This is a genomic window from Pseudarcicella hirudinis (genome assembly GCF_900115665.1).
In the GTDB taxonomy this organism is placed as follows: Bacteria; Bacteroidota; Bacteroidia; order Cytophagales; family Spirosomataceae; genus Pseudarcicella; species Pseudarcicella hirudinis.
Genome location: NZ_FOXH01000015.1, coordinates 91,879 through 111,625, shown reverse-complemented (window position 1 = coordinate 111,625; position 19,747 = coordinate 91,879). Strand labels below are relative to the sequence as shown.

At 38.3% G+C, this 19,747-nt stretch carries 19 protein-coding genes; 6 read left to right on the top strand and 13 right to left on the bottom strand.

Annotation, left to right across the window (positions count from 1 at the left end; all coding sequences use genetic code 11):
* The first annotated feature begins 6 nt into the window (after positions 1-6).
* The 3 genes from BM179_RS20725 to BM179_RS20715 all read left to right on the top strand — a co-directional run bounded on the left by BM179_RS20725 (position 7) and on the right by BM179_RS20715 (position 2,653).
* Positions 7-504 carry a DUF456 domain-containing protein gene (locus BM179_RS20725; RefSeq protein ID WP_092019129.1) on the top strand — a complete coding sequence of 166 codons (498 nt, stop codon included), beginning with the start codon at positions 7-9 and terminating at the stop codon, positions 502-504.
* A gap of 251 nt (positions 505-755) precedes the next feature.
* Positions 756-1,847, top strand: a complete 1,092-nt coding sequence (gene gcvT / locus BM179_RS20720) for a glycine cleavage system aminomethyltransferase GcvT (protein ID WP_177219470.1) — start codon at positions 756-758, stop codon at positions 1,845-1,847.
* Between the two features lie 101 nt (positions 1,848-1,948).
* Positions 1,949-2,653, top strand: coding sequence for a 2-phosphosulfolactate phosphatase (locus tag BM179_RS20715; RefSeq protein WP_092019082.1), 705 nt, complete (start codon positions 1,949-1,951; stop codon positions 2,651-2,653).
* Positions 2,654-2,736: 83 nt separating this feature from the next.
* Here BM179_RS20715 and BM179_RS20710 read toward each other — a convergent pair whose 3' ends face one another.
* From BM179_RS20710 to BM179_RS20675, 8 genes are all read right to left on the bottom strand, one after another.
* The gene (locus BM179_RS20710; protein WP_092019081.1) at positions 2,737-3,201 is read right to left on the bottom strand and encodes a DUF6691 family protein; all 465 of its coding nucleotides are present in this window, start codon (positions 3,199-3,201) and stop codon (positions 2,737-2,739) included.
* A 12-nt stretch (positions 3,202-3,213) separates the two neighbouring features.
* Positions 3,214-3,777 (bottom strand): YeeE/YedE family protein, encoded by a 564-nt coding sequence (locus tag BM179_RS20705; protein ID WP_092019080.1) that lies wholly within the window; start codon positions 3,775-3,777, stop codon positions 3,214-3,216.
* A 41-nt stretch (positions 3,778-3,818) separates the two neighbouring features.
* Positions 3,819-4,127, bottom strand: coding sequence for a thioredoxin family protein (locus BM179_RS20700; protein ID WP_218159265.1), 309 nt, complete (start codon positions 4,125-4,127; stop codon positions 3,819-3,821).
* Between the two features lie 73 nt (positions 4,128-4,200).
* Positions 4,201-5,607: an MBL fold metallo-hydrolase gene (locus BM179_RS20695; RefSeq protein ID WP_092019079.1), complete on the bottom strand. Its 1,407-nt coding sequence runs from the start codon at positions 5,605-5,607 to the stop codon at positions 4,201-4,203.
* Between the two features lie 9 nt (positions 5,608-5,616).
* Positions 5,617-6,237: a class I SAM-dependent methyltransferase gene (locus BM179_RS20690; RefSeq protein WP_092019078.1), complete on the bottom strand. Its 621-nt coding sequence runs from the start codon at positions 6,235-6,237 to the stop codon at positions 5,617-5,619.
* A 5-nt stretch (positions 6,238-6,242) separates the two neighbouring features.
* Positions 6,243-6,830, bottom strand: coding sequence for a methyltransferase domain-containing protein (locus BM179_RS20685; RefSeq protein WP_092019077.1), 588 nt, complete (start codon positions 6,828-6,830; stop codon positions 6,243-6,245).
* 31 nt (positions 6,831-6,861) lie between these two features.
* Positions 6,862-7,662: a sulfite exporter TauE/SafE family protein gene (locus tag BM179_RS20680; protein WP_092019076.1), complete on the bottom strand. Its 801-nt coding sequence runs from the start codon at positions 7,660-7,662 to the stop codon at positions 6,862-6,864.
* Between the two features lie 83 nt (positions 7,663-7,745).
* Positions 7,746-8,054 carry an ArsR/SmtB family transcription factor gene (locus BM179_RS20675; RefSeq protein WP_092019075.1) on the bottom strand — a complete coding sequence of 103 codons (309 nt, stop codon included), beginning with the start codon at positions 8,052-8,054 and terminating at the stop codon, positions 7,746-7,748.
* 127 nt (positions 8,055-8,181) lie between these two features.
* On the opposite strand from BM179_RS20675, the gene BM179_RS20670 reads away from it, so the two are divergent.
* Positions 8,182-9,669 (top strand): GH3 auxin-responsive promoter family protein, encoded by a 1,488-nt coding sequence (locus BM179_RS20670; protein WP_092019074.1) that lies wholly within the window; start codon positions 8,182-8,184, stop codon positions 9,667-9,669.
* A gap of 40 nt (positions 9,670-9,709) precedes the next feature.
* Here BM179_RS20670 and BM179_RS20665 read toward each other — a convergent pair whose 3' ends face one another.
* The 5 genes from BM179_RS20665 to BM179_RS20645 form a co-directional block, all read right to left on the bottom strand.
* Positions 9,710-10,381, bottom strand: a complete 672-nt coding sequence (locus BM179_RS20665) for a hypothetical protein (protein WP_092019073.1) — start codon at positions 10,379-10,381, stop codon at positions 9,710-9,712.
* A gap of 243 nt (positions 10,382-10,624) precedes the next feature.
* The gene (locus BM179_RS20660; RefSeq protein WP_092019072.1) at positions 10,625-11,686 is read right to left on the bottom strand and encodes an NAD-dependent epimerase/dehydratase family protein; all 1,062 of its coding nucleotides are present in this window, start codon (positions 11,684-11,686) and stop codon (positions 10,625-10,627) included.
* Between the two features lie 126 nt (positions 11,687-11,812).
* Positions 11,813-12,340, bottom strand: a complete 528-nt coding sequence (locus BM179_RS20655) for a gamma carbonic anhydrase family protein (protein ID WP_092019071.1) — start codon at positions 12,338-12,340, stop codon at positions 11,813-11,815.
* 108 nt (positions 12,341-12,448) lie between these two features.
* Positions 12,449-13,009, bottom strand: a complete 561-nt coding sequence (locus BM179_RS20650) for a Riean_0653 family protein (protein WP_092019070.1) — start codon at positions 13,007-13,009, stop codon at positions 12,449-12,451.
* A gap of 160 nt (positions 13,010-13,169) precedes the next feature.
* The gene (locus tag BM179_RS20645; protein WP_143095284.1) at positions 13,170-17,900 is read right to left on the bottom strand and encodes a hypothetical protein; all 4,731 of its coding nucleotides are present in this window, start codon (positions 17,898-17,900) and stop codon (positions 13,170-13,172) included.
* A 201-nt stretch (positions 17,901-18,101) separates the two neighbouring features.
* Here BM179_RS20645 and BM179_RS20640 point away from each other — a divergent pair, with 201 nt between their 5' ends.
* Together BM179_RS20640 and BM179_RS20635 are read left to right on the top strand one after the other, a co-directional pair.
* Complete coding sequence (locus BM179_RS20640; RefSeq protein ID WP_092019068.1) at positions 18,102-18,620, top strand: KdsC family phosphatase; 519 nt, start codon at positions 18,102-18,104, stop codon at positions 18,618-18,620.
* Positions 18,621-18,685: 65 nt separating this feature from the next.
* Positions 18,686-19,747, top strand: coding sequence for an isoaspartyl peptidase/L-asparaginase family protein (locus BM179_RS20635; RefSeq protein ID WP_092019067.1), 1,062 nt, complete (start codon positions 18,686-18,688; stop codon positions 19,745-19,747).

Genomic DNA, 19,747 nt, shown 5'->3' with positions numbered 1-19,747 from the left:
GACGTAATGCAGGATATTTTATTACTGATACTTTCTATCATTTGTTTATTGGCCGGACTGGCCGGAGCGATTCTTCCGATTCCCGGTCCTCCGCTTAGTTATGCCGGTCTGATTTGTCTGCATTATACAAAATATGCAGAATTTCAGAAAAGGACATTAATTATCTTCGGACTTATTACTGCGGCTGTCTGGATTTTTGATCATTATGCTCCGATCTGGGGTACTAAAAAATTCGGAGGGACCAAAGCGGGAATCTGGGGATCCGGAATCGGCCTTATTGCCGGGCTATTTGTTATTCCGGGAGTCGGCATGTTTCTCGGAGCATTTCTGGGTGCATTTATTGGTGAAATCATAGTGGGCAGCGACTGGCAAAAATCGCTTAAATCAGCTATTGGTTCTTTCATCGGACTTATTACGGGAATTATTGCCAAAATTGTGCTTTGTCTGGCAATGATTGTATTAGCAGGAATGGCCCTCAGTGAATATTTTTTCATCATGTTTTAAAAGACCGATTCCCATTCTTCCCGACGATTCTCTCTTTTAGCATTTTTCTCCTTATTTTCCCGGCTTTTTAATTCCATGCCCTGGCATGCTTTTGAAGTCTGCTATTAATTCTCATCTTCTTCACTTACCTTTGTGCTAACATAGGTCGTGGTAAATAAAACACTCTATAACAGTCTGTAATTTCCTCATAGCACCCTTCATCAACACGAAAAAATGATTCCCTATGTAGCTATGCGGTCAAAGAAAAACTCATGGAAGAACAACTGAAACTCGTACATCTCAACGACATTCATATCTCGCTGGGAGCAAAAATGGTACCATTTGCAGGCTATTCAATGCCGGTTCTTTACTCTAATCTTATTCAGGAACACCTGGCTGTCAGAAATGCCGCAGGAGTTTTTGATGTATCTCATATGGGTGAATTTGTGGTGAAAGGAGAGCGTGCTACGGAGTTTTTGCAATATGTAACTTCAAATGATGTTTCAGTGCTTTATGATGGGAAAGTTCAATATTCCTGCCTTCCGAATGATAAAGGAGGGATTGTGGATGATTTGCTGGTTTATCGCTGGAACGAAAACGAATATTATCTTGTCGTAAATGCTTCAAACATCGAAAAAGACTGGAACTGGTTGCAACAAAACAATACATTTGGTGTAGAAATGGAAAACATTTCTGATAACCTGAGTCTGTTTGCCGTTCAGGGTCCAAAAGCGATAGAAGCCCTGAGAAAACTGACGGATCTTGATCTTGATTCAATGGAATACTATTCTTTCAAAGCCGGAACTGTTGCAGGAATTGAAGATGTAATTGTTTCTGCTACAGGATATACCGGAGCGGGAGGATTTGAAATATATGTCTGGAATAAGGACGCCCATAAAATGTGGAACGCTATTTTTGAAGCCGGAGCTGAATTCGGAATTATTCCTGTTGGTTTAGGAGCCAGAGATACCTTACGTACCGAAATGGGTTATTGCCTGTACGGGAACGACATTGATGATACGACGTCTCCTATTGAGGCCGGTCTTGGATGGATTACCAAATTCAATAAATCTTTCATCAACAGTGATTTTCACAAGCAGATCAAAGAAAATGGTGCAACGAAAAAACTGATTGGATTTGAAATGATTGACCGTGGTATTCCACGTCAGCATTATGAAATCATGGATGCGGAAGGAAATATTATCGGTGAGGTAACTTCAGGAACTCAATCTCCGTCTTTGAATAAAGGAATCGGAATGGGTTATGTAACACCATCATTTACAAAATCCGGTACGGAAATCTTTATCAATATCCGGAATAAACAATTAAAAGCTGTTGTTTCAAAACTACCGTTTTTGAAATAACTTATTTCCTGAAACCTGATGGTATTACTGTTAAAGTCAGGAAAAATGAATGTACCGATCAAATACTAATCCACTGATTAGCTGAAATTTTGAAGATTATAATGAAGAAAATTGACGTTTGCTTAACCCCTGAATTATTACATTTATACAACATAGAAAACTCGATTGTAGTAGTTGTTGATATTTTCAGAGCGACTTCCTGTATGACCACTGCTTTTGCATATGGTGTTGAAGGAATCATTCCGGTTGCCACAGTAGAAGAATGTAATGCTTTCCGTGAGAAAGGTTACCTTGCTGCCGCAGAGAGAAATGGCATTACGCCGGAAGGCTTTGATTTTGATAATTCTCCTTTCAGTTATATGACTGACAAAGTAAAAGACACCACGATCTGTGTTACTACTACCAACGGAACCCTTGCTATTACCAAGGCAAAAACTGCGGTAAAAGTAATGGTGGGCTCATTCTTAAATCTGGGAGCATTAACAAGATATCTGACAGAACAGCAATATGATGTGTTAGTATTATGTGCAGGTTGGAAGGGCAAACCCAATCTGGAAGATACACTTTTTGCCGGGGCTTTAATCGAAAGACTTCAGGAGGATTTCATGGTAGATGATGACTCTGCAACAATGGCTTTAAGGCTGTATCAAAACGGGAAAAGCGACTTATTAAGCTTTGTTTCTAATTCTTCACACGTGCGTCGTTTACAAAGGTTAGGTATTCAGAAAGATATAGCTTATTGTTTACAACATGATATCTTTGACGTACTTCCGGTTTTAAGAGGAAATACTTTGGTGAATATGTAACAAAAGCAACGGTCCTCAGGAATATGAGGACTGTTGCTTTATAATTTTGTAGTGTTTGTCAGCTCTAAGCGGTACTCTTGTATCTACTTTGGTAGTTTTTCACTGAAATATCCGTAAACCCAGGTTCCTGCAATTGCACTTAATAAACTTACAGCAACTACACCAAAACCTGCACCGATCTGCGCAAACAAAGGGCCGGGACATGCTCCGGTTAAAGCCCAGCCGAAACCAAAAAGCAGTCCGCCGTAAATCTGGCCTTTGTTGAAAACCTTGTCAGGAATTGAAATCTTTTCTCCGGAAATGGTTTTAATATTCAGTCTTTTAATCAATTGAACTGAAATAATACCCACAACCACAGCGGTACCAATTACACCATACATATGGAAACTGGTAAAACGAAACATTTCCTGGATTCTGAACCATGAAATGATTTCTGCTTTCACAAAAACGATTCCGAAGATGGTTCCTACAACGAGGTATTTCAGATTTTTAGCTACAGAAATCTTTGTTTCAGGAATTGATTTTATATTTTGAATGGTCTTTTCCATGAATATTTCATTTTAAAGGGATAATAGAAAAGGAATGCCTAACCAGGTCATCAAAATTCCTCCGACCATAAAGCAAATCGTTGCAACCAATGAAGGTAACTGAAGGTTGGAAAGCCCCATAATCGCATGACCGGAAGTACATCCTCCTGCCCATCTCGTTCCAAATCCAACCAGAAAGCCTCCGACAACAATAAAAATAAATCCCCTTAGCGAAAAAAGGCTTTCAAAACTGAATAAATCAGTTGGAAGCAGATTAGAAAACTGCGTAATCCCTTCAGAAGCTAATTGCTCTTTTGTTTTTTCAGCAATAACCATTGCATCAGGATTACTCAGAAAATGATTGGCAATAAACCCACCTAAAACTACTCCGGCTATAAAAAACAGATTCCAGGCCTCCTTTTTCCAGTCGTATTTGAAAAATGGAATATTGGCAGGCACGCACATAGCACAAATATGTCTTAAATTGGATGAAATTCCGAAGGTCTTATTTCCCAGAATCAATAAAGCAGGAACAGTTAATCCAATCAGGAAACCGGCTACCGACCAATGCCAGGGATGTCTGATAAGTTCTAACATAAGTACAATTAGTTTGAATTATTGCTCAATAGATAAAATGATTAATAAAGCGCCCCTTTTACTACCTGTTGAATTTTGTAGGAAGGCACTACTCCGGATTGCCGCCAAAGCTGTTTCCCGTTTTGGAATAACATTAAAGTAGGTACTTCTGTTATTTTAAGGTGTTTCTTTAAGGCCGGAACCCTGTCCAGATCAATTTTAATGATGCGGATCTCCTCATCAAATATATCTTTTATTTCATCCAGAATTGGCCCTACAGCCCTGCAAGGTTTACACCATGTTGTAAAAAAGTCTATCAGTACAGGCGTTTCGCTTTCGATTAATTCCTGAAAATTATCTGAAATTGTCATTGTAAGTTAATTATTGAATTGTTCCGGAATCCTCAATTTTCAGATTCCTTCTGTTAAATTTAATTTCTCCATGCTAAGATAACGTAGAAGGGCAGACAAATTCTGTTTTGGGTATATCTGTTTTTGCAATTGCAGCAAAACCTCCTTTTACATCTACAATATTATGATAACCTCTCGCTTTGAGAATACTGGCAGCAATCATTGACCGATACCCTCCGGCACAATGGATATAACTGGTGTCCTGATCGTCAAATTCAGTCATCAGCTCACTCAATTGAGCCAAAGGTATGTTCTCTGCATCTTTGATATGTTCGGCTTCAAACTCTGACAATTTTCTCACATCTTTGATTACCAGGTTATCCTTTTTATAAAGTTCAGCCAATTCTTCTGCAGAGATTGAAGTAATACTGTCCAATTCCTTACCAGCTTTCACCCAGGCTTCAATTCCACCCTCTAAATACCCAAGCGTATTATCATATCCTACTCTTGCCAGTCTTGTTACAACCTCTTCTTCCTTTCCTTCTTCAGTTATCAGAATAATCGACTGCTGAATATCGGTAATTAAAGTACCAACCCAGGGGGCAAAATCCCCTCCGATTCCAATAAAAACAGAGCGGGGAATAAATCCTTTTCTAAATTCATCCGGTTTGCGGGTATCTATTATCAGAGCTCCTTCATGATTCACCAATGTTTCTACCTCTTCCGGAGATAAGGCTGTTTTCCCGGTTCTGATTACCTCCTCAACTGATTCATATCCGGTTTTGTTCATCATTACATTCTTCGGAAAATAAAAAGGTGGCGGCGTCAGACCATCTGTAACCTGATCAATAAACTCTTCCTTTGAAGCAGCTTTCAAAGCATAATTTTCCTTTTTCTGATTTGCCAGGGTGTCAGAGGTTTCTTTCGACATGTTTTTACCGCAAGCCGAACCGGCACCATGAGCAGGATATATGATAATGTCATCCGGTAAAGTCATTACTTTCTGATGCAAAGAATCATATAAAAATCCGGCTAAATCATTCACCGACAAATCTGATTTCTGCGCCAGATCCGGACGGCCTACATCACCGATAAACAAAGTATCTCCGGAAAAAAGTGCTGTTTTTTTCCCATTTTTATCAATTAAAAGGTAACATGACGATTCCATGGTATGACCTGGTGTGTGCAAAACTTTAATTTGTATCTCACCGAGGTTAAAAATCTGCCCGTCTTCTGCTATGATGGCTTCAAAGGTAGGATTTGCATTGGGTCCGTAAACAATCGGAGCATTTGTTTCTCTGGCCAGGTCTATATGCCCTGAAACAAAATCGGCATGGAAATGTGTTTCAAAAATGTATTTGATCGTCGCACCATTTCTCTTTGCTTTTTCGAGATATGGCTTTACTTCTCTTAGGGGATCAATAATTGCGGCTTCTCCCTTGGATTCAATATAATAAGCTCCCTGCGCTAAACATCCGGTATAAATCTGCTCTATTTTCATATGATCTTTTTACTTTCTTTGAAAACTACAAAAGGTGAAATTTTGGTATGTATTAAATGGTGTAAGATGTTCCTCATTGATACACCTTATTTTCTTAAATTCTTTTTCAAACATTGAGTTCAGATCCTTTTCGGAATATTGCCGTATTTCCAGACCACTGCATTTCAACGGACCCTGATCTGAAAAAGTACCAATGTTTAAATATCCTCCGGGTTTTATACTTTTTCCAACCAGCTCAACATACTTGTCTATATCTTCTTTCCGGGTTAAAAAATGAAAAGAAGCTCTGTCATGCCAAAAATCAAAATACTGCATTTCTGATTGGTAATCAACCACATTACTGCAAATAAATTCAACTTTTGCAGCCTTTTCTCCCAGTCTTTCTTTTACGTTTTCAAGGGCTTTTGATGAAATATCAAGCAGAGAAAGATTCTCATACCCTTCTTCAAGAAGAAAATCAATCAGAAAGCTATCTCCTCCCCCAACATCTATAATTCTGGCTGTTTCAGGTAGTTTTGCTAATCTGATAAAATCTAAAGACGTTTCCGGTTTTTCCTGAAACCAGCTCATTTCTGTTGGTTTTTTGTTCAGAAAAACATTTTCCCAATGATCTTTTATTTGACTGCTCATTTTTGTTAAATCCTGGAAAAGTTAAAAAACAGCTCATTCCCTAAACGTGGTTTTACAGAATTATGTGCCATTTCCAACTTATTAATTATAAAATATTTGCTGAAAAGTTTTCTATATGAAGCCGAATCTCCTCCGAAAGGTGGTCCCGGATTTTCAAATTCCACTCCAAAAAGAAGCCCGGCAAGTTTTCCTTCGGGTACTAACAGGCTACTCATTTTACGGACATACTCTTCTCTTAAAGAGGGATCAATGGCACAAAAAAAGGTCTGTTCCAGAATAAGGTCATATGTTCCGGTATGTTTAAAAAAGTCGCCACAGGTAATTTTAAGAAGTGTATGCTCTCCCAGATGATTTTTTAACTTCCGGACTGCATTTTCAGCAATATCAATTACTTCCACCTTATGAAAACCACTTCGCAGAAGATATTCCGCTTCATAAGCATTGCCACATCCGGGAATCAATATCCTGATATCTTTATCCTCAAGCTGATCTATATAAGCCTGAAGCGGAGGGGATATTTTCCCTAAATCCCAGCCTGTCTGTCCGGATTCATATCTTTGATTCCAATAATCTCTTCCTAAAAAATCTGCCATCCTGTAAATATGTATTTAAACCCGGAATAATTTATTTAAGCAAAAGTTCTTTCAGCAGAATCCAGCAACCCATGATAAGGATAAATACCCCAAAACCCGGCTTCAGCATTCTATTACTGATAAATTTTGAGAGATAAAGGCCTATTCCAACACCAATAACCGCCAATCCTATAAAACTTGTCAGAAAAGCCCAATCCATTTCATGTTTGCCAATATCTCCCATAAAACCGATAATTGAATTAATCGCAATAATCATTAATGAAGTTCCTACAGCCAGTTTCATAGGCAGACGGATAATCGCTGTTAATACCGGAATAATCAAAAAACCGCCTCCTACGCCAACAATTCCGGTCAGTATTCCAACGAGCAAACCTTCTGAAAATACCAGTGGATAATTCAGTTTGTTTCTTGCAGAGTCTAAATCATTAATTTCTTTCCGGTTATTGCGAATCATTGAAGAACTTGCCAGCAGCAGCAGCACTGCGAAAAGAGACATAATCGCCGTATCTTTTGAAAACACAAAATTTCCGATCCGAAACAGCTCTTCAGGGATTAATGGCATCAGGTATTTCCTTGTCAGAAAAACCATAATGAACGACGGAAAAGAAAAGAACAGTGCTGTTTTAGGACTTGCCAAACCTTTTCTCATGTAATTCACCGAAGCAATCAAAGAGGTTACTCCCACAATCAACAGGGAATAAGCTGTTGCAATCTTAGGGTCAATCAGAAAGACATACACCAAAACCGGAACCGTCAGAATGGAACCACCCCCACCCAGTAAACTCAATAACAAGCCAATTAATACCGCCAAACCGTAGCCTATCAACTCCATAGATTTATATTAATAAATGATAATTTCTTCATATAGTGAATCAAAAAAATCCCCGGGCAAATGTTCAGATGAAATCCCGGGAATTAATAATTGCAATCACAATGCTCAATGCATTCAATTAGTTTGATTACGTCTTTCTCTTTTAAGGAATAAAATACATTTAATCCGTCTTTTTCAGACCTCAGGATTCCTTTCAGTTTCATGTTAATCAAATGATGGGAAAGCAGAGATTGTTCACATTGCAAAACCTCACAGATTTCATTAACTGAAAGTTTTTCGTTCTGTGAAAGCAAATCTACAATGGCCAGACGAGTCGGATGGGCAACCGTTTTTAAGATGTATGCCGCCTTTTCCAGTTTCTCTTTATTGATTTGATAAGTAACTGTTGTCATTGTTTTATATTTTAACAAGACAAATATATGAACATATTTTCATATATCAAATTTTATTGTTTTTTTATCTGCCGGATATTTTGACTGATTGATAAGTTGTATTTTTGTTCAAACCAATAATAATCTCATGGGAATCCGTTCAATTCTTGCCAAACCTTTCGCCAGATTTGTTGTTCAAAACCGAAAAAAATGGGAAGAAAATGCTGTTGATGTTCAACTATCGTTGATGAAATCTTTGGTTTCAGAAGCTTCTGGTACCTCTTTTGGAAAAGATCATAAATTCTCTGAAATATCTGATTATAAGGAGTTTCAGCATAGTGTTCCTGTGAGGGATTATGAACTTTTAAAGCCTTATGTGGAAAAGGTTGTAGCCGGGGAAAGCGATATTCTTTGGAAAGGGAAGCCTTTATACTTTGCTAAAACATCTGGAACTACTTCCGGTGTAAAATATATTCCTATCTCATCTGAATCTATAGGATTCCATATTAACGGAGCCAGAGATGCTTTGTTGAGTTATGTAAATGAGACCGGGAAATCCTCATTTTTAGATCAAAAGCTTATTTTTCTATCAGGTTCTCCTGAAATGTATGTAAAAAATGGGATTCATACGGGACGCTTGTCGGGTATAGTCAACCATCATGTTCCGGGTTATCTGCGCTCAAATCAGTTGCCAAGTTATGAAACAAACTGCATTGAAGACTGGGAAACCAAACTTGAAAAAATCATTGATGAGACAATCAGTCAGCCGATGTCATTAATCTCAGGTATTCCGCCCTGGGTTCAGATGTATTTTGACAGAATTCAGGCAAGAACCGGAAAGCAGATCAAAGATGTATTTCCGGAGTTTTCGCTTTTTGTTTATGGAGGTGTAAATTTTGAACCTTATCGGGCCAAGCTGTTTGAATCAATCGGGAAAAAGGTAGATTCAATTGAAACTTATCCTGCTTCTGAAGGTTTTATTGCCTATCAGGATAGCCAGAATGCGGAAGGGCTTTTAATGCTGCTGAATTCCGGAATCTTTTATGAGTTCATTCCGGCAGATGATTATTTCAAGCCTAATCCAAGACGTTTGCACATCGGGGAAGTGCAGCTAGGGGTAAATTATGCTGTTATCCTCAACACCAATGCCGGACTTTGGGGCTATTCGATCGGAGATACTGTAAAATTTGTTTCGCTTAATCCTTACAGAATTGTTGTTTCCGGAAGAATCAAGCATTTTATCTCTGCTTTCGGGGAGCATGTTATTGGCGAGGAAGTGGAAAAAGCCATGCAATTTGCCATGCAAAAACATCCTGAAGTAGAATTAGTTGAATTTACAGTTGCCCCGCATGTAACACCGCCTGAAGGAGGTTTGCCATACCATGAATGGTTGATTGAGTTTTCAAGAATGCCGGAAAATCTGGCAGCATTCGGAAAAGATGTTAATCAGAAATTATCTGAGCTCAATGTATATTATCAGGATTTGATGGAAGGAAATATTCTTCAGCCCCTGAAAATAAAAAGCCTTTCAAAGAATGCATTTATCAATTATATGAAATCTGAAGGGAAACTTGGCGGACAAAACAAGGTACCAAGGCTTTCAAATGACCGTAATATTGCTGATAAACTTACATAAATAAAATTCCCCTGCATCAATTGATGCAGGGGAATTTTATTTAAAACACAGTTTTCTTTTCGTAATAAGGTACATTCCCACCCTTAATTTCTATAACCGGAGGCTTCCAGCCTATTTTCTTTCCAATTTTTATCACAACACCACCACTGATTGCCCACAGATTTGTCATGCCGCTTCCTTCATAAAAAATACCGGTATGCTTAACCCTGATGTATAAGCCTATTCTGTCTATTGGATCCTGAAGCTGTAAACCAATACTTGGAGAAATACCCACATTGAAGCTGTTTTTTAAAGGAGCACCCGGGGCGACAAAAACATAGTTAGGTTCAACAGAAACCTCATAATTTGTAAAATATCCTCCCAGGTCAAAACCAATATAAGGTTTAATCATTCTCCTGGTAGAAAGATAGTATTCTCCTCCGAAAGAAACCGGAATAATCTGTTTATAAACTGCACCATAGGTTCGTTTAGTTACATCATTGACTGCCATGGCATCAAGCGCAATGCGCATTTTATTCAAGCCTAAAGTTCCACCGATGCGCAATCTTTCATTAATCTGTACCCTGCCGGCCAATTCAAGCGCCCCGCCGGTATAACGGGCATTTTTCCCAAAACTTCCTTCAGTAATAAATCCGAAGCTACTACTTATCTGTACCTGGGCTGATACATGGGTAACTATGAAAAGAAGTAAAAAAAGTAGTTGTTTTTTCATGCCGACGAAGGTTCAGTAACGTTGCAATATACCTTTAGAACTAATATTCAACCGAAAAATAAAATATGGATTTAAGGGAAGTGGGCAGGGTTTTCCTTCGTTTTCAGGAAAAGTTTTTATTATTGATCAATTTAATAATTTCCAACAAATATTCAATCATTTTAACAAGCTAATTAATTGAAAATCAAATAAATCAAAAAGCCGGCACTGATGTGCCGGCTTTTTGACTATTGATAATATTTATTATTTTAAAACATATGCTAAAGCCTCTTCATTGGCGGTAATCCATTCTGTAATTTCTGTGACAATTTGTTTCATAGAAATTTCAGGCTTCCAACCTGTCAGATTAGTTACTTTGGTGTTATCTGTCACATAAAGTCTTATATCTGCGGTTCTGTTTTCCTTTACTTCGTTAATCGGAATGGTTTTTCCGGTAACTTCCTGACAGATTTTCGTTAATTCCTGTAAAGAAGCACTTACATCTACGCCTCCTCCTGCATTCAGAATTTCACCATTTACCTGGTCTATATTATGCAGTTGGAAATCAACCAATCTATACAAATCGGCAACATGGAGCATATCCCGGGTTTGTTTTCCGGTCCCTCCGTAACCTATGTAAGCTAACTGTTGTTGCCAGAAATGCTTGGCTACCCATAATACCATTACACCCTGATCCACTTTCCCCATCTGCCAGGGACCGGTAATAACACCACAACGGTTTATGACAGTTTTTAAACCATAAAATTCATTATATTCCTGAATAATTAACTCAGACGCTAATTTGGTGGCACCATAAAGTGATCTTGCACCATCCAAAGGAAAATCTTCTGCAATCCCTTTTGACGAAACCCCGCGAACCGGTTGTTCATCAGCCAGCTGAAAACGACTTTCGGCTTCCACATAATTCAATTTTTCAATTGTTTTAATAGGATAAACACGACTTGTCGACAAGAAAATAAAGTTTGCCTTAGCACGTTTGGCATAATTAAGACAATTTATGGTTCCTACCAGGTTGGTATTGATAAGGTAATCAGGTGTTCCATCCAAACCTGCCAAAACAGAAGGCTCTGCTGAAGCTTCAATCACAGCATCAACTATTGGAAGTGCATCAAAATCTTCTTTTGAACGAATATCGCCATGAACAAATTGAATGCCTGCTTTGGCAAGTCTTGGCAGATTGAGTTCAGAGCCTTTTCTTTTAAGATTATCTAAAGAGATTACTTCATACTGAGGATAATTAGTTTTGATGGCGATTGCTAATGAAGAACCCACAAAACCAGCCCCTCCCGTGATAAGAATTTTCATATAATTTGATATTCCGAAAATACAGGCTCATAAGCCTGATTGTCTGTATGATTTATGTGTTTTAATTTCTTTATTCAAACTTAACAGGTTAATCTTTTATTTTACCTGAGGAATCTGCTGAACTTATTAAATGGTTTCCTGTGATTCCTTAAACCATCCGGCATACATGATATAATTATTGGCCGTTCTCATAAACACTTCCGAAGCCTCTTCGGACACATTTTTTAGCAATTTTGCCGGATTACCTGCATAAATCGAACCTGCCGGAACCCGTGTGTTCTGGGTAACAATTGCCCCTGCGGCAATAATAGACCCTGACTCTACAATTGCTCCATCCATTATAATTGCCCCCATTCCGATCAGGACTCTGTCTTCTATCGTACACCCGTGAACAATGGCATTATGCGCAATCGAGACATAATCACCAATTACAGTCTTTGTCTTTTGATAAGTACAATGAATTATAGCACCATCCTGAACATTGCTGTTATTCCCGATTACTACTGAATTTACATCACCCCTGATTACTGCATTAAACCAAATTGTACAATTTTCTCCGATTGTTACATCTCCGACTACCGTTGAATTTTCAGCCAGCCAGCAATTTACTCCAAATTTTGGCGCAATGCCTTTTACAGATTTGATCAATGCCATGTATTCTTCTTGTTTTTAGAACTGCAATTTACGAGTAAATGCAAAAAGAAAGGGCTATAATCTTTGAGATTTACAGCCCTTTTAATAAATCGAAATTGTTTTTGGATTTTACTGAATGCCTTTGATATCAAAACGCCCGTCAGTTATTGACAAGGTTTCATTTGTACCATTTTTCAGGAAAGTAACTTTAAATGTCCCCGAGAAAATCTTATTGTTTTCATCGATATGCGTAATTGTGACTGAATTTTCGCAGCTATCACAAATAACATACTGTGCACAATTCCCGTTTACACATTTCTGAAAAACACTGGCAAAAGGAGAAAATTCTATTGCTTTTCTCGGAAAACGAGACTGGAACTGATAAACGCCTTCACTTTTGACATTAGGAATCACAAAACTGAATGATTCATAATTGTTCTGATTGGTTACTGAAAAACGGATCTGTCCATTATCCAGCTTTCCCCAGACAGAAGGAATAGAATTGAAATTCGGAGAGGATCTGTATCGCTGAAACGGCATCCAGATTTCTCCGTTAAGTTTACATCCGAAGGTCTGCTTTCCTTCTTCTGTCGGGACTGGTAACTCTTTAGGTTTAACAGCATCATTCTCCTCACAGCTTATTGCAAGCAATGAGAACAACAGCAGCCCCAAAAGAGAGATTTTTTTCATAAGTCCACAAAAAGAAAAACTTCAAAGCCAAAAATATACATTTTTCTATAAAATTGAACTAATCAAAGAAAAAATATTTCTTTATTTTGTTATCGGTATATTAAATTTTAATGCTGTTTTTGTAAATGATGGATATTTGAGCACAGAAGCTCCGCTTCCATCAGAATCCGGTCTTTGTTTCTTCTTTCTTTTTCTCTTTTTCCTGTACTTTTTGAGGTTCTTCGGATTTAACCAGTTTTTTACCTTTTTCCGATTTCGGGCGATACGAGTCTGTGAAACGCTCTACAAATGCTACCTTTTCTTCTGCCCCGACTGAGGTAAAATTATAGCTGTTCTTTCCGTTGCTTTTTTTCGCACCTTTGGTTTTGGCTGCAACAGTATTATTAAATTCCCCGTCTGAAGAAACAACTCCCATTTCATTTTTCAGGTATCCCATGAAATACCAGATATCTTCCGTCGGTTCCAGATACAAATAAAACTCATCCCCATCTACAGATTTACGGATTTCCAGATAACCATCAAGTTCTGAATTAACATCCGTCCCTCCAATACTGGCAACACTTAATTTTCCAACAGTGTAAAATGATGAAGCGGCCTCTGAGTAGCGCAGATTCGCCTTCGAAATCACAATAGTTGTATTAAGCTTCGGATTAATTCCCGGAAACGGAACATGCTCATTTTTTATCCTTTTCTCTAAAGGATCTATTGCTTTTCCACCCAGAATATTTGCCAGTTTCGACAAAAGCCGGTCTTTATCATCCGGTTCGTCTGCACTTTTATCATTTGCCCTGGAATCAAGATTGGTTTTAACAATCTTTTCTCCCATCACTTTTAATACTTCTGCCGGAACAGGAAAATTGACTACCAGCATCTCATCAAATTTTGCTTTAGCTGTATCTGTTCTCACCTCTGCATAACCGGCAGTCTGCACAAATTCTGCCGGAGTAAAGAAATTAAATTTCCCTTCGAGTTTTACAAGTTTTTTGTCATCATCATATTCATAATGATTCCCTTCATAAGTAACCTTTTTAGGATCCTTCTCCTCATTCGATATTTCAAATTTTCCGGTATTTACGATGTCTTTCAACAAACCATTCGCCAGAAAAATATCTTCATCCTTCGGATTCTCTTTAGAGGTCAGAAACGAAGTGTAGAGTCCTGTAGAAGTTGTTCTGAAATGTAAACCTGCTACTACCGGAATATTCTGCTCTCCTTTCAGATTCTGGTCAATGACAATATTTACGCCATCTGTACTATTCCCTTTATAAGCAATCCAGTTTACAGCATCTGATTTCCCTTTGGAATAAGGTCTGACAAAACCGTCCAGTCTTAAATTCTTCTCAGAGGCAATCATAGCTATATCACCTTTGAACAACAATTTAGCAGACAAGTGGAAATTTTCGTTTTCAGCAACAGCAGCTTTGGCTACTGTCATATAACTTTTGGTTTTCTTTTTGGCATCGGCAACAGATTCCTTAGATTCAAAATTGCCCATTTTAATCGTGACCGTATCATTTGAAAGATTGACAAAACTATACGTTGCATCTCCTTCAAATCTTGATTTAGACAAAATTCTGATATTTCCCTTAATCAGGTTATGATACCCGTTTAACGTATCTATCTGTAATCTGGCATTGGTAAAAGCGCCTAATTCCGAGTCTCTTTTTACCAGAACACTTCCTTTGTCAGGAATAATCTTTGCATCGGCAGATTTAATAAACGGTACTCCTTTAATATTCAGAATCTGTTTGTCTATTTCATATAATGCTTCTGAGGCATTGAAACTCAAACCCTCCTGACTTGGTTCGGTAGAAGTAAAAGTTGATGTATTCACATCTCCTTTCATTGTAATAGTCTTCTTGTTAATATCCCAGACAGCTTTATTAATAGAAGTTTTATAAGCAGAATAAGGAAAAATCAGATTCGTGGTATCTCCGATTTTAGTATTTAGTGGTGTCAGAATAGAAACAAGACCTGTTGCCACATTAAAGCTCACATTCATATTTTTTCCTAACAAAGACGGCTTAAATGCTTTTAGATTAGTCCCGACTACTAAATCAGCCGGTTCTGCGGTAAAGGAATCTTTCCCGAATTTGAAATGCTGTGATTCTGTCTCTGAATCTGCCCTTCTTACCTTTCCATAACCCAATAAACCACTTTGTCTGATCAGCAACTCTCCTTCCAGTTTAGAGCTTGCAGCGAAGAAATCAAAGGTATTTCCTTTGGTAGAAATCAACATACTGTCCACTTTCGGCTGCCATTTCAGTGAGAAGTTCTTTATATCAACCTTGGTAAAATAAGCATTTCCGATTGCTCCTTCATTAATTTGTCCGGTAAGACCACGTGCAATCAGGGAATCAGGCATAAAATAGGCCTCTTTCGCCTGAATCTGAGCGGCTAAATGGTTAATCTCTCCCTCAGAATGCAGCCCTGTTTTATCCATTAGCAGGTTGCCGGAAAATTTCATAAAAGATTTACTGTTATAAAGGTTATATTTTCCATCTACCGCCCTGTGCCTGAAACCAAGTGTATTATCAGGCATGGAAATGAGGGTTTCTTTAAATGGAGGGAAAATACCATCAGAATTAAAGGTTCCTACAAAATCTATATCTTTTACATTCAAACTATCAAAATCAATACTTGGTACTTTAAAGAAAATCTTCTTGTTATATACGCCATTAGCTCTCCAGGAATGATCAAAATATGCCACAACTCCGGTAGGAATAACAAGACGCGGAAATTCAGGCATTCTTTGCCGGCCGGATTTATTATCAGGTTTATTGATATAGATTGTACCTGACTCATATTTCAGATCCCCCCCGATTTCAGTATTCCCCTTCCTGGCTAATTCTTTCTGAGGGACAAATGTAATGGAGTCAATTTTATTCAATTTCACACTAAAATCACTATAATTAAAAGCCAGGTCACTCCCTCTGAATCGAAAATTCCCTGTTTTCAATTCTCCGTTAATTACAAAATTCCGGTCTTTATTCACCTTAATGACCTTATCAACCGGAGTCATATACACATTTAACGAATCAGACAAATAAAACTGTTTTACACCTCTGATTATCAATTGATTATCTTTAAGATTAAAAGTGGCATTGGAAGTAGTATCTTTTGAACTGCTATTATAAAGCGAGGCAATTAAAAGATTGTCATAATCTTTTCTTGTATTGTGTGCAGCAAGATAATGCTGTCCTTTCCTTGAAATCTGAAGACTTTCTACCTCTGGATCATAAATCAGAAAACCCTTCTGCATCATTTCAAGCATGGCCGGCCGGATGGATGCCGGGTCTTTCTGATAAGATCTGGCCATTTCTGAAAGGTAAACAGTAGTCTGATTATTTTTTCGGGCATAATTTGAAACAATCAGCAAGGGATTAAAATTATTGTTTCCTGAAATGTTATCGAACCGGGCCGGATTATAGAAGTCGAAAGACTCAAACAGAGCAGGCACCACATTTTTACCGGACAGAATATAAAATTCCATTCTCTGGTCATTCAGGTTCCACCGCATTGCATCAGCAGTAATATCCAGCTTATGGTAACTATCCAGATAAGAAGCTTCTTTAAAACCACCTTCATCAACTTTTCCCACTCTTAAGCTTTTTTGAGACCTGTTATAGGCAAATTTTACAGAAGGATGTTGAAGGGAATCGCTCGTGGCTATATAAGCAGTAAACATGGCAGCAGGTGCGGTAATCAGTGAATCTGAAATCTCAAATCTTCTGCTTATGGCTTTAATGACCACCTTTCCCTCTTTTTTCACTAAAATAGTAGCGTATCTTGAATTGACAGAAGAACTGTAAATTTTACTGGCAGCAAGTGCAAAACCTCCCTTATATTCTATGTCTCCCATATTTTTCAGGGTAATGTTATTATCCTGAGACATAAACCTGGGATATTGGGAAGGAGCATTTTTCGCTCTTTTTTTACTCAGATATTCAAATATTCCTTTTACCGGAGCGGCCAGTCTGGTACCATATGTAAGTGTCGCATCATCAGAACCGATCTTTGGATTTCTCACATCCATACTGTAGTTTCCCAAAGAGGCAAACACTTCCGGTTGTCCGGCAACTTCCCAGCTAAAAGTCCCTCCATTTCCCAATAAAATGCCGTCTTTCAATGAAATACTTGCATTTGAGTTTTTAAGAGCTACGGAGTCATTGGAGGTCGCAATTACCAGATTTACACCTTTAAACTCTATAGAAGGGCCTTCCGAGAGGATCTGAGGCAGTTTTTCATCAAAGGCCGGTGCCGCCGCTGAAGGTGTTGCTGTAACAGGTGTATCCCAGTCATCAAAACCTGTCGTTTTCTTAGGGGCTTCGGGCTGAGTCGTCGCTGCCGGAGGATTCGAAACAGGTTTGTTTATTTCAACTTTCTGGTCATTATATTTAAAAAGAACCGTTCCTTTCAATATATAAAACTTATTAAAATTCGAACTGTAAATCAGCTGGTTATTAAAATAAGATCTGGACACTTCAATAAAACGAACAGCTGTTTTTGAATCTCCGGACTCCACTGCTTTTCTGAGTGTCTCCAGATAACTTTCCAGTACAGGAGAGGAAATATTGGAAGTATTGACCGCTAAAGAAACCGCATCGAATAAAGACACAAAATGCAGAGCAGGTTTGTATCCTTTTTTCAGCATCAGATTGGAAACAACTGCAAGTTTCTGCTTATTAGGCTCGGAAATCTTACCGCCAGTCCAGGCTGTTTCCAGATTTTTCCCTATACCTGCAGCCTGAGGATTCTGGGAAACCAGCAGAACATTCTGAGCATCTTTGAGAAATTCATCAGCTTTATCTGAAATTTTAAGCCCTTGACCCGATGTAGAAATTGAAAATAATATTCCCAAAAGGCTGCATAGTAAAAGTTTAGTTTTCATCTGTTTCATTGAAATCTGAAATGCCGGATGCTAATCAGTGTAATTTTCCGGAATAGGAAACCACAAACCCGGCAAACCATTTTCAGTTTAGTATAAAATGGAGATTTGGAGTAAAAATAACGACTTTTTTTAGATATTTGGTATCTGTAAGCAGGTCTATAAATCCCTGATTTATCATTAAAAGAGAATAAAAAAACATTTATGAATACAAGTACCCATAAATTCAGCCAGATTACCACTTTCGTTTTTGACATTGACGGTGTGATGACAGATGGCAATGTTCATGTACTCGAAACAGGAGAGCATTACAGAACTTTCTATATCCGTGACGGTTATGCCATAGAAAGAGCTATTCAGGCAGGTTACAGGATTTGCGTTATTACAGGAGGAAAACATGAGGGTGTCAGAAAAAGACTGAATAACCTCAAAATTCACGATATTTACATGGGATCCGGAGGAGAAAGTAAACTTCAGATTTATTTAAGATGGCTACATGATTCAGGTATTTCTGAAGAAAATATTCTATATATGGGCGATGATCTTCCAGACTATCAGGTAATGTCAAGAACCACACTTTTCAGTACCTGCCCGGCAGATGCCTGTGATGAGATTATTTCTGTTTCCAATTACATTTCCAACAAAAACGGGGGAAAAGGAGCTGTCAGAGATGTTATTGAAAGAGTTATGAGAGAAAAAGACGAATGGTTAAAATTTGAATAATCTTGAATAAAATATCCTGAACAGCAATTCTTAAGCTTTTAAAAATTCATCAATAATCAAAAAATATGAAAAAACTACTCATACTGATATCAGCCTTCTTTCTTTCTCTGACAGCTTTTGCACAAAGCAATAAAATTACCCTGGTTATACATGGCGGAGCGGGTACTATTACCCGTGCAAACATGACCCCTGAAAAGGAGAAAGCCTACCGGGCTGATCTGGAAAGGGCTATGAAAACAGGCTACGAAATCCTCAGAAAAGGTGGTACCAGTATGGATGCTGTGGAAGCAACCATCAGAGTAATGGAAGATTCACCGCTTTTTAATGCCGGAAAAGGGGCTGTTTTCACCCATGAAGGTAAAAACGAAATGGACGCCGCCTTCATGGATGGCAAAACCTTAGCCGCAGGATCAATCGCCGGTGTTACTACTATCAAAAATCCGATTTCAGCTGCAAGAACCGTTATGGAAAAGTCTGAACATGTTATGCTTGTGGGGAAAGGTGCTGAAGAATTTGCCAAATTAAAAGGACTCGAAATAGTAGATCCATCCTATTTCTATACCGAACCAAGATGGAAAGGTTTACAAAAAGCTTTGCAGGAAGAAAAAATGCAGCTGGATCATTCTGATACGTTAAAAAAATCGGGTTTTGTAAAACCTGATATATCCGGAAGTTCCGCGATTGATAAGTTAATTTTTGATGAAGGAAAGAAATACGGTACTGTGGGCTGCGTGGCATTAGATCAGTACGGAAATTTAGCAGCCGGGACTTCAACCGGAGGAATGACAAATAAACGATGGGGAAGAGTCGGCGATGCCCCGATCATCGGTGCGGGAACCTATGCCAACAATAAAACCTGCGCCGTTTCTGCAACAGGGCATGGAGAGTATTTTATCAGATCGGTCGTAGCGTATGATATCTCTGCTTTAATGGAGTATAAAGGTCTTAGTGTGCAAAAAGCTGCCGATGAAGTAGTTATGAAAAAGCTGGTAAAAATTGGCGGAGAAGGTGGTGTAATTGCGCTGGATAAAAACGGAAATTTTGCCATGCCGTTTAATTCTGCCGGTATGTACAGAGGTTTTATTAAATCTGATGGTTCATGGGAAGTGAAAATTTATAAAGACTAG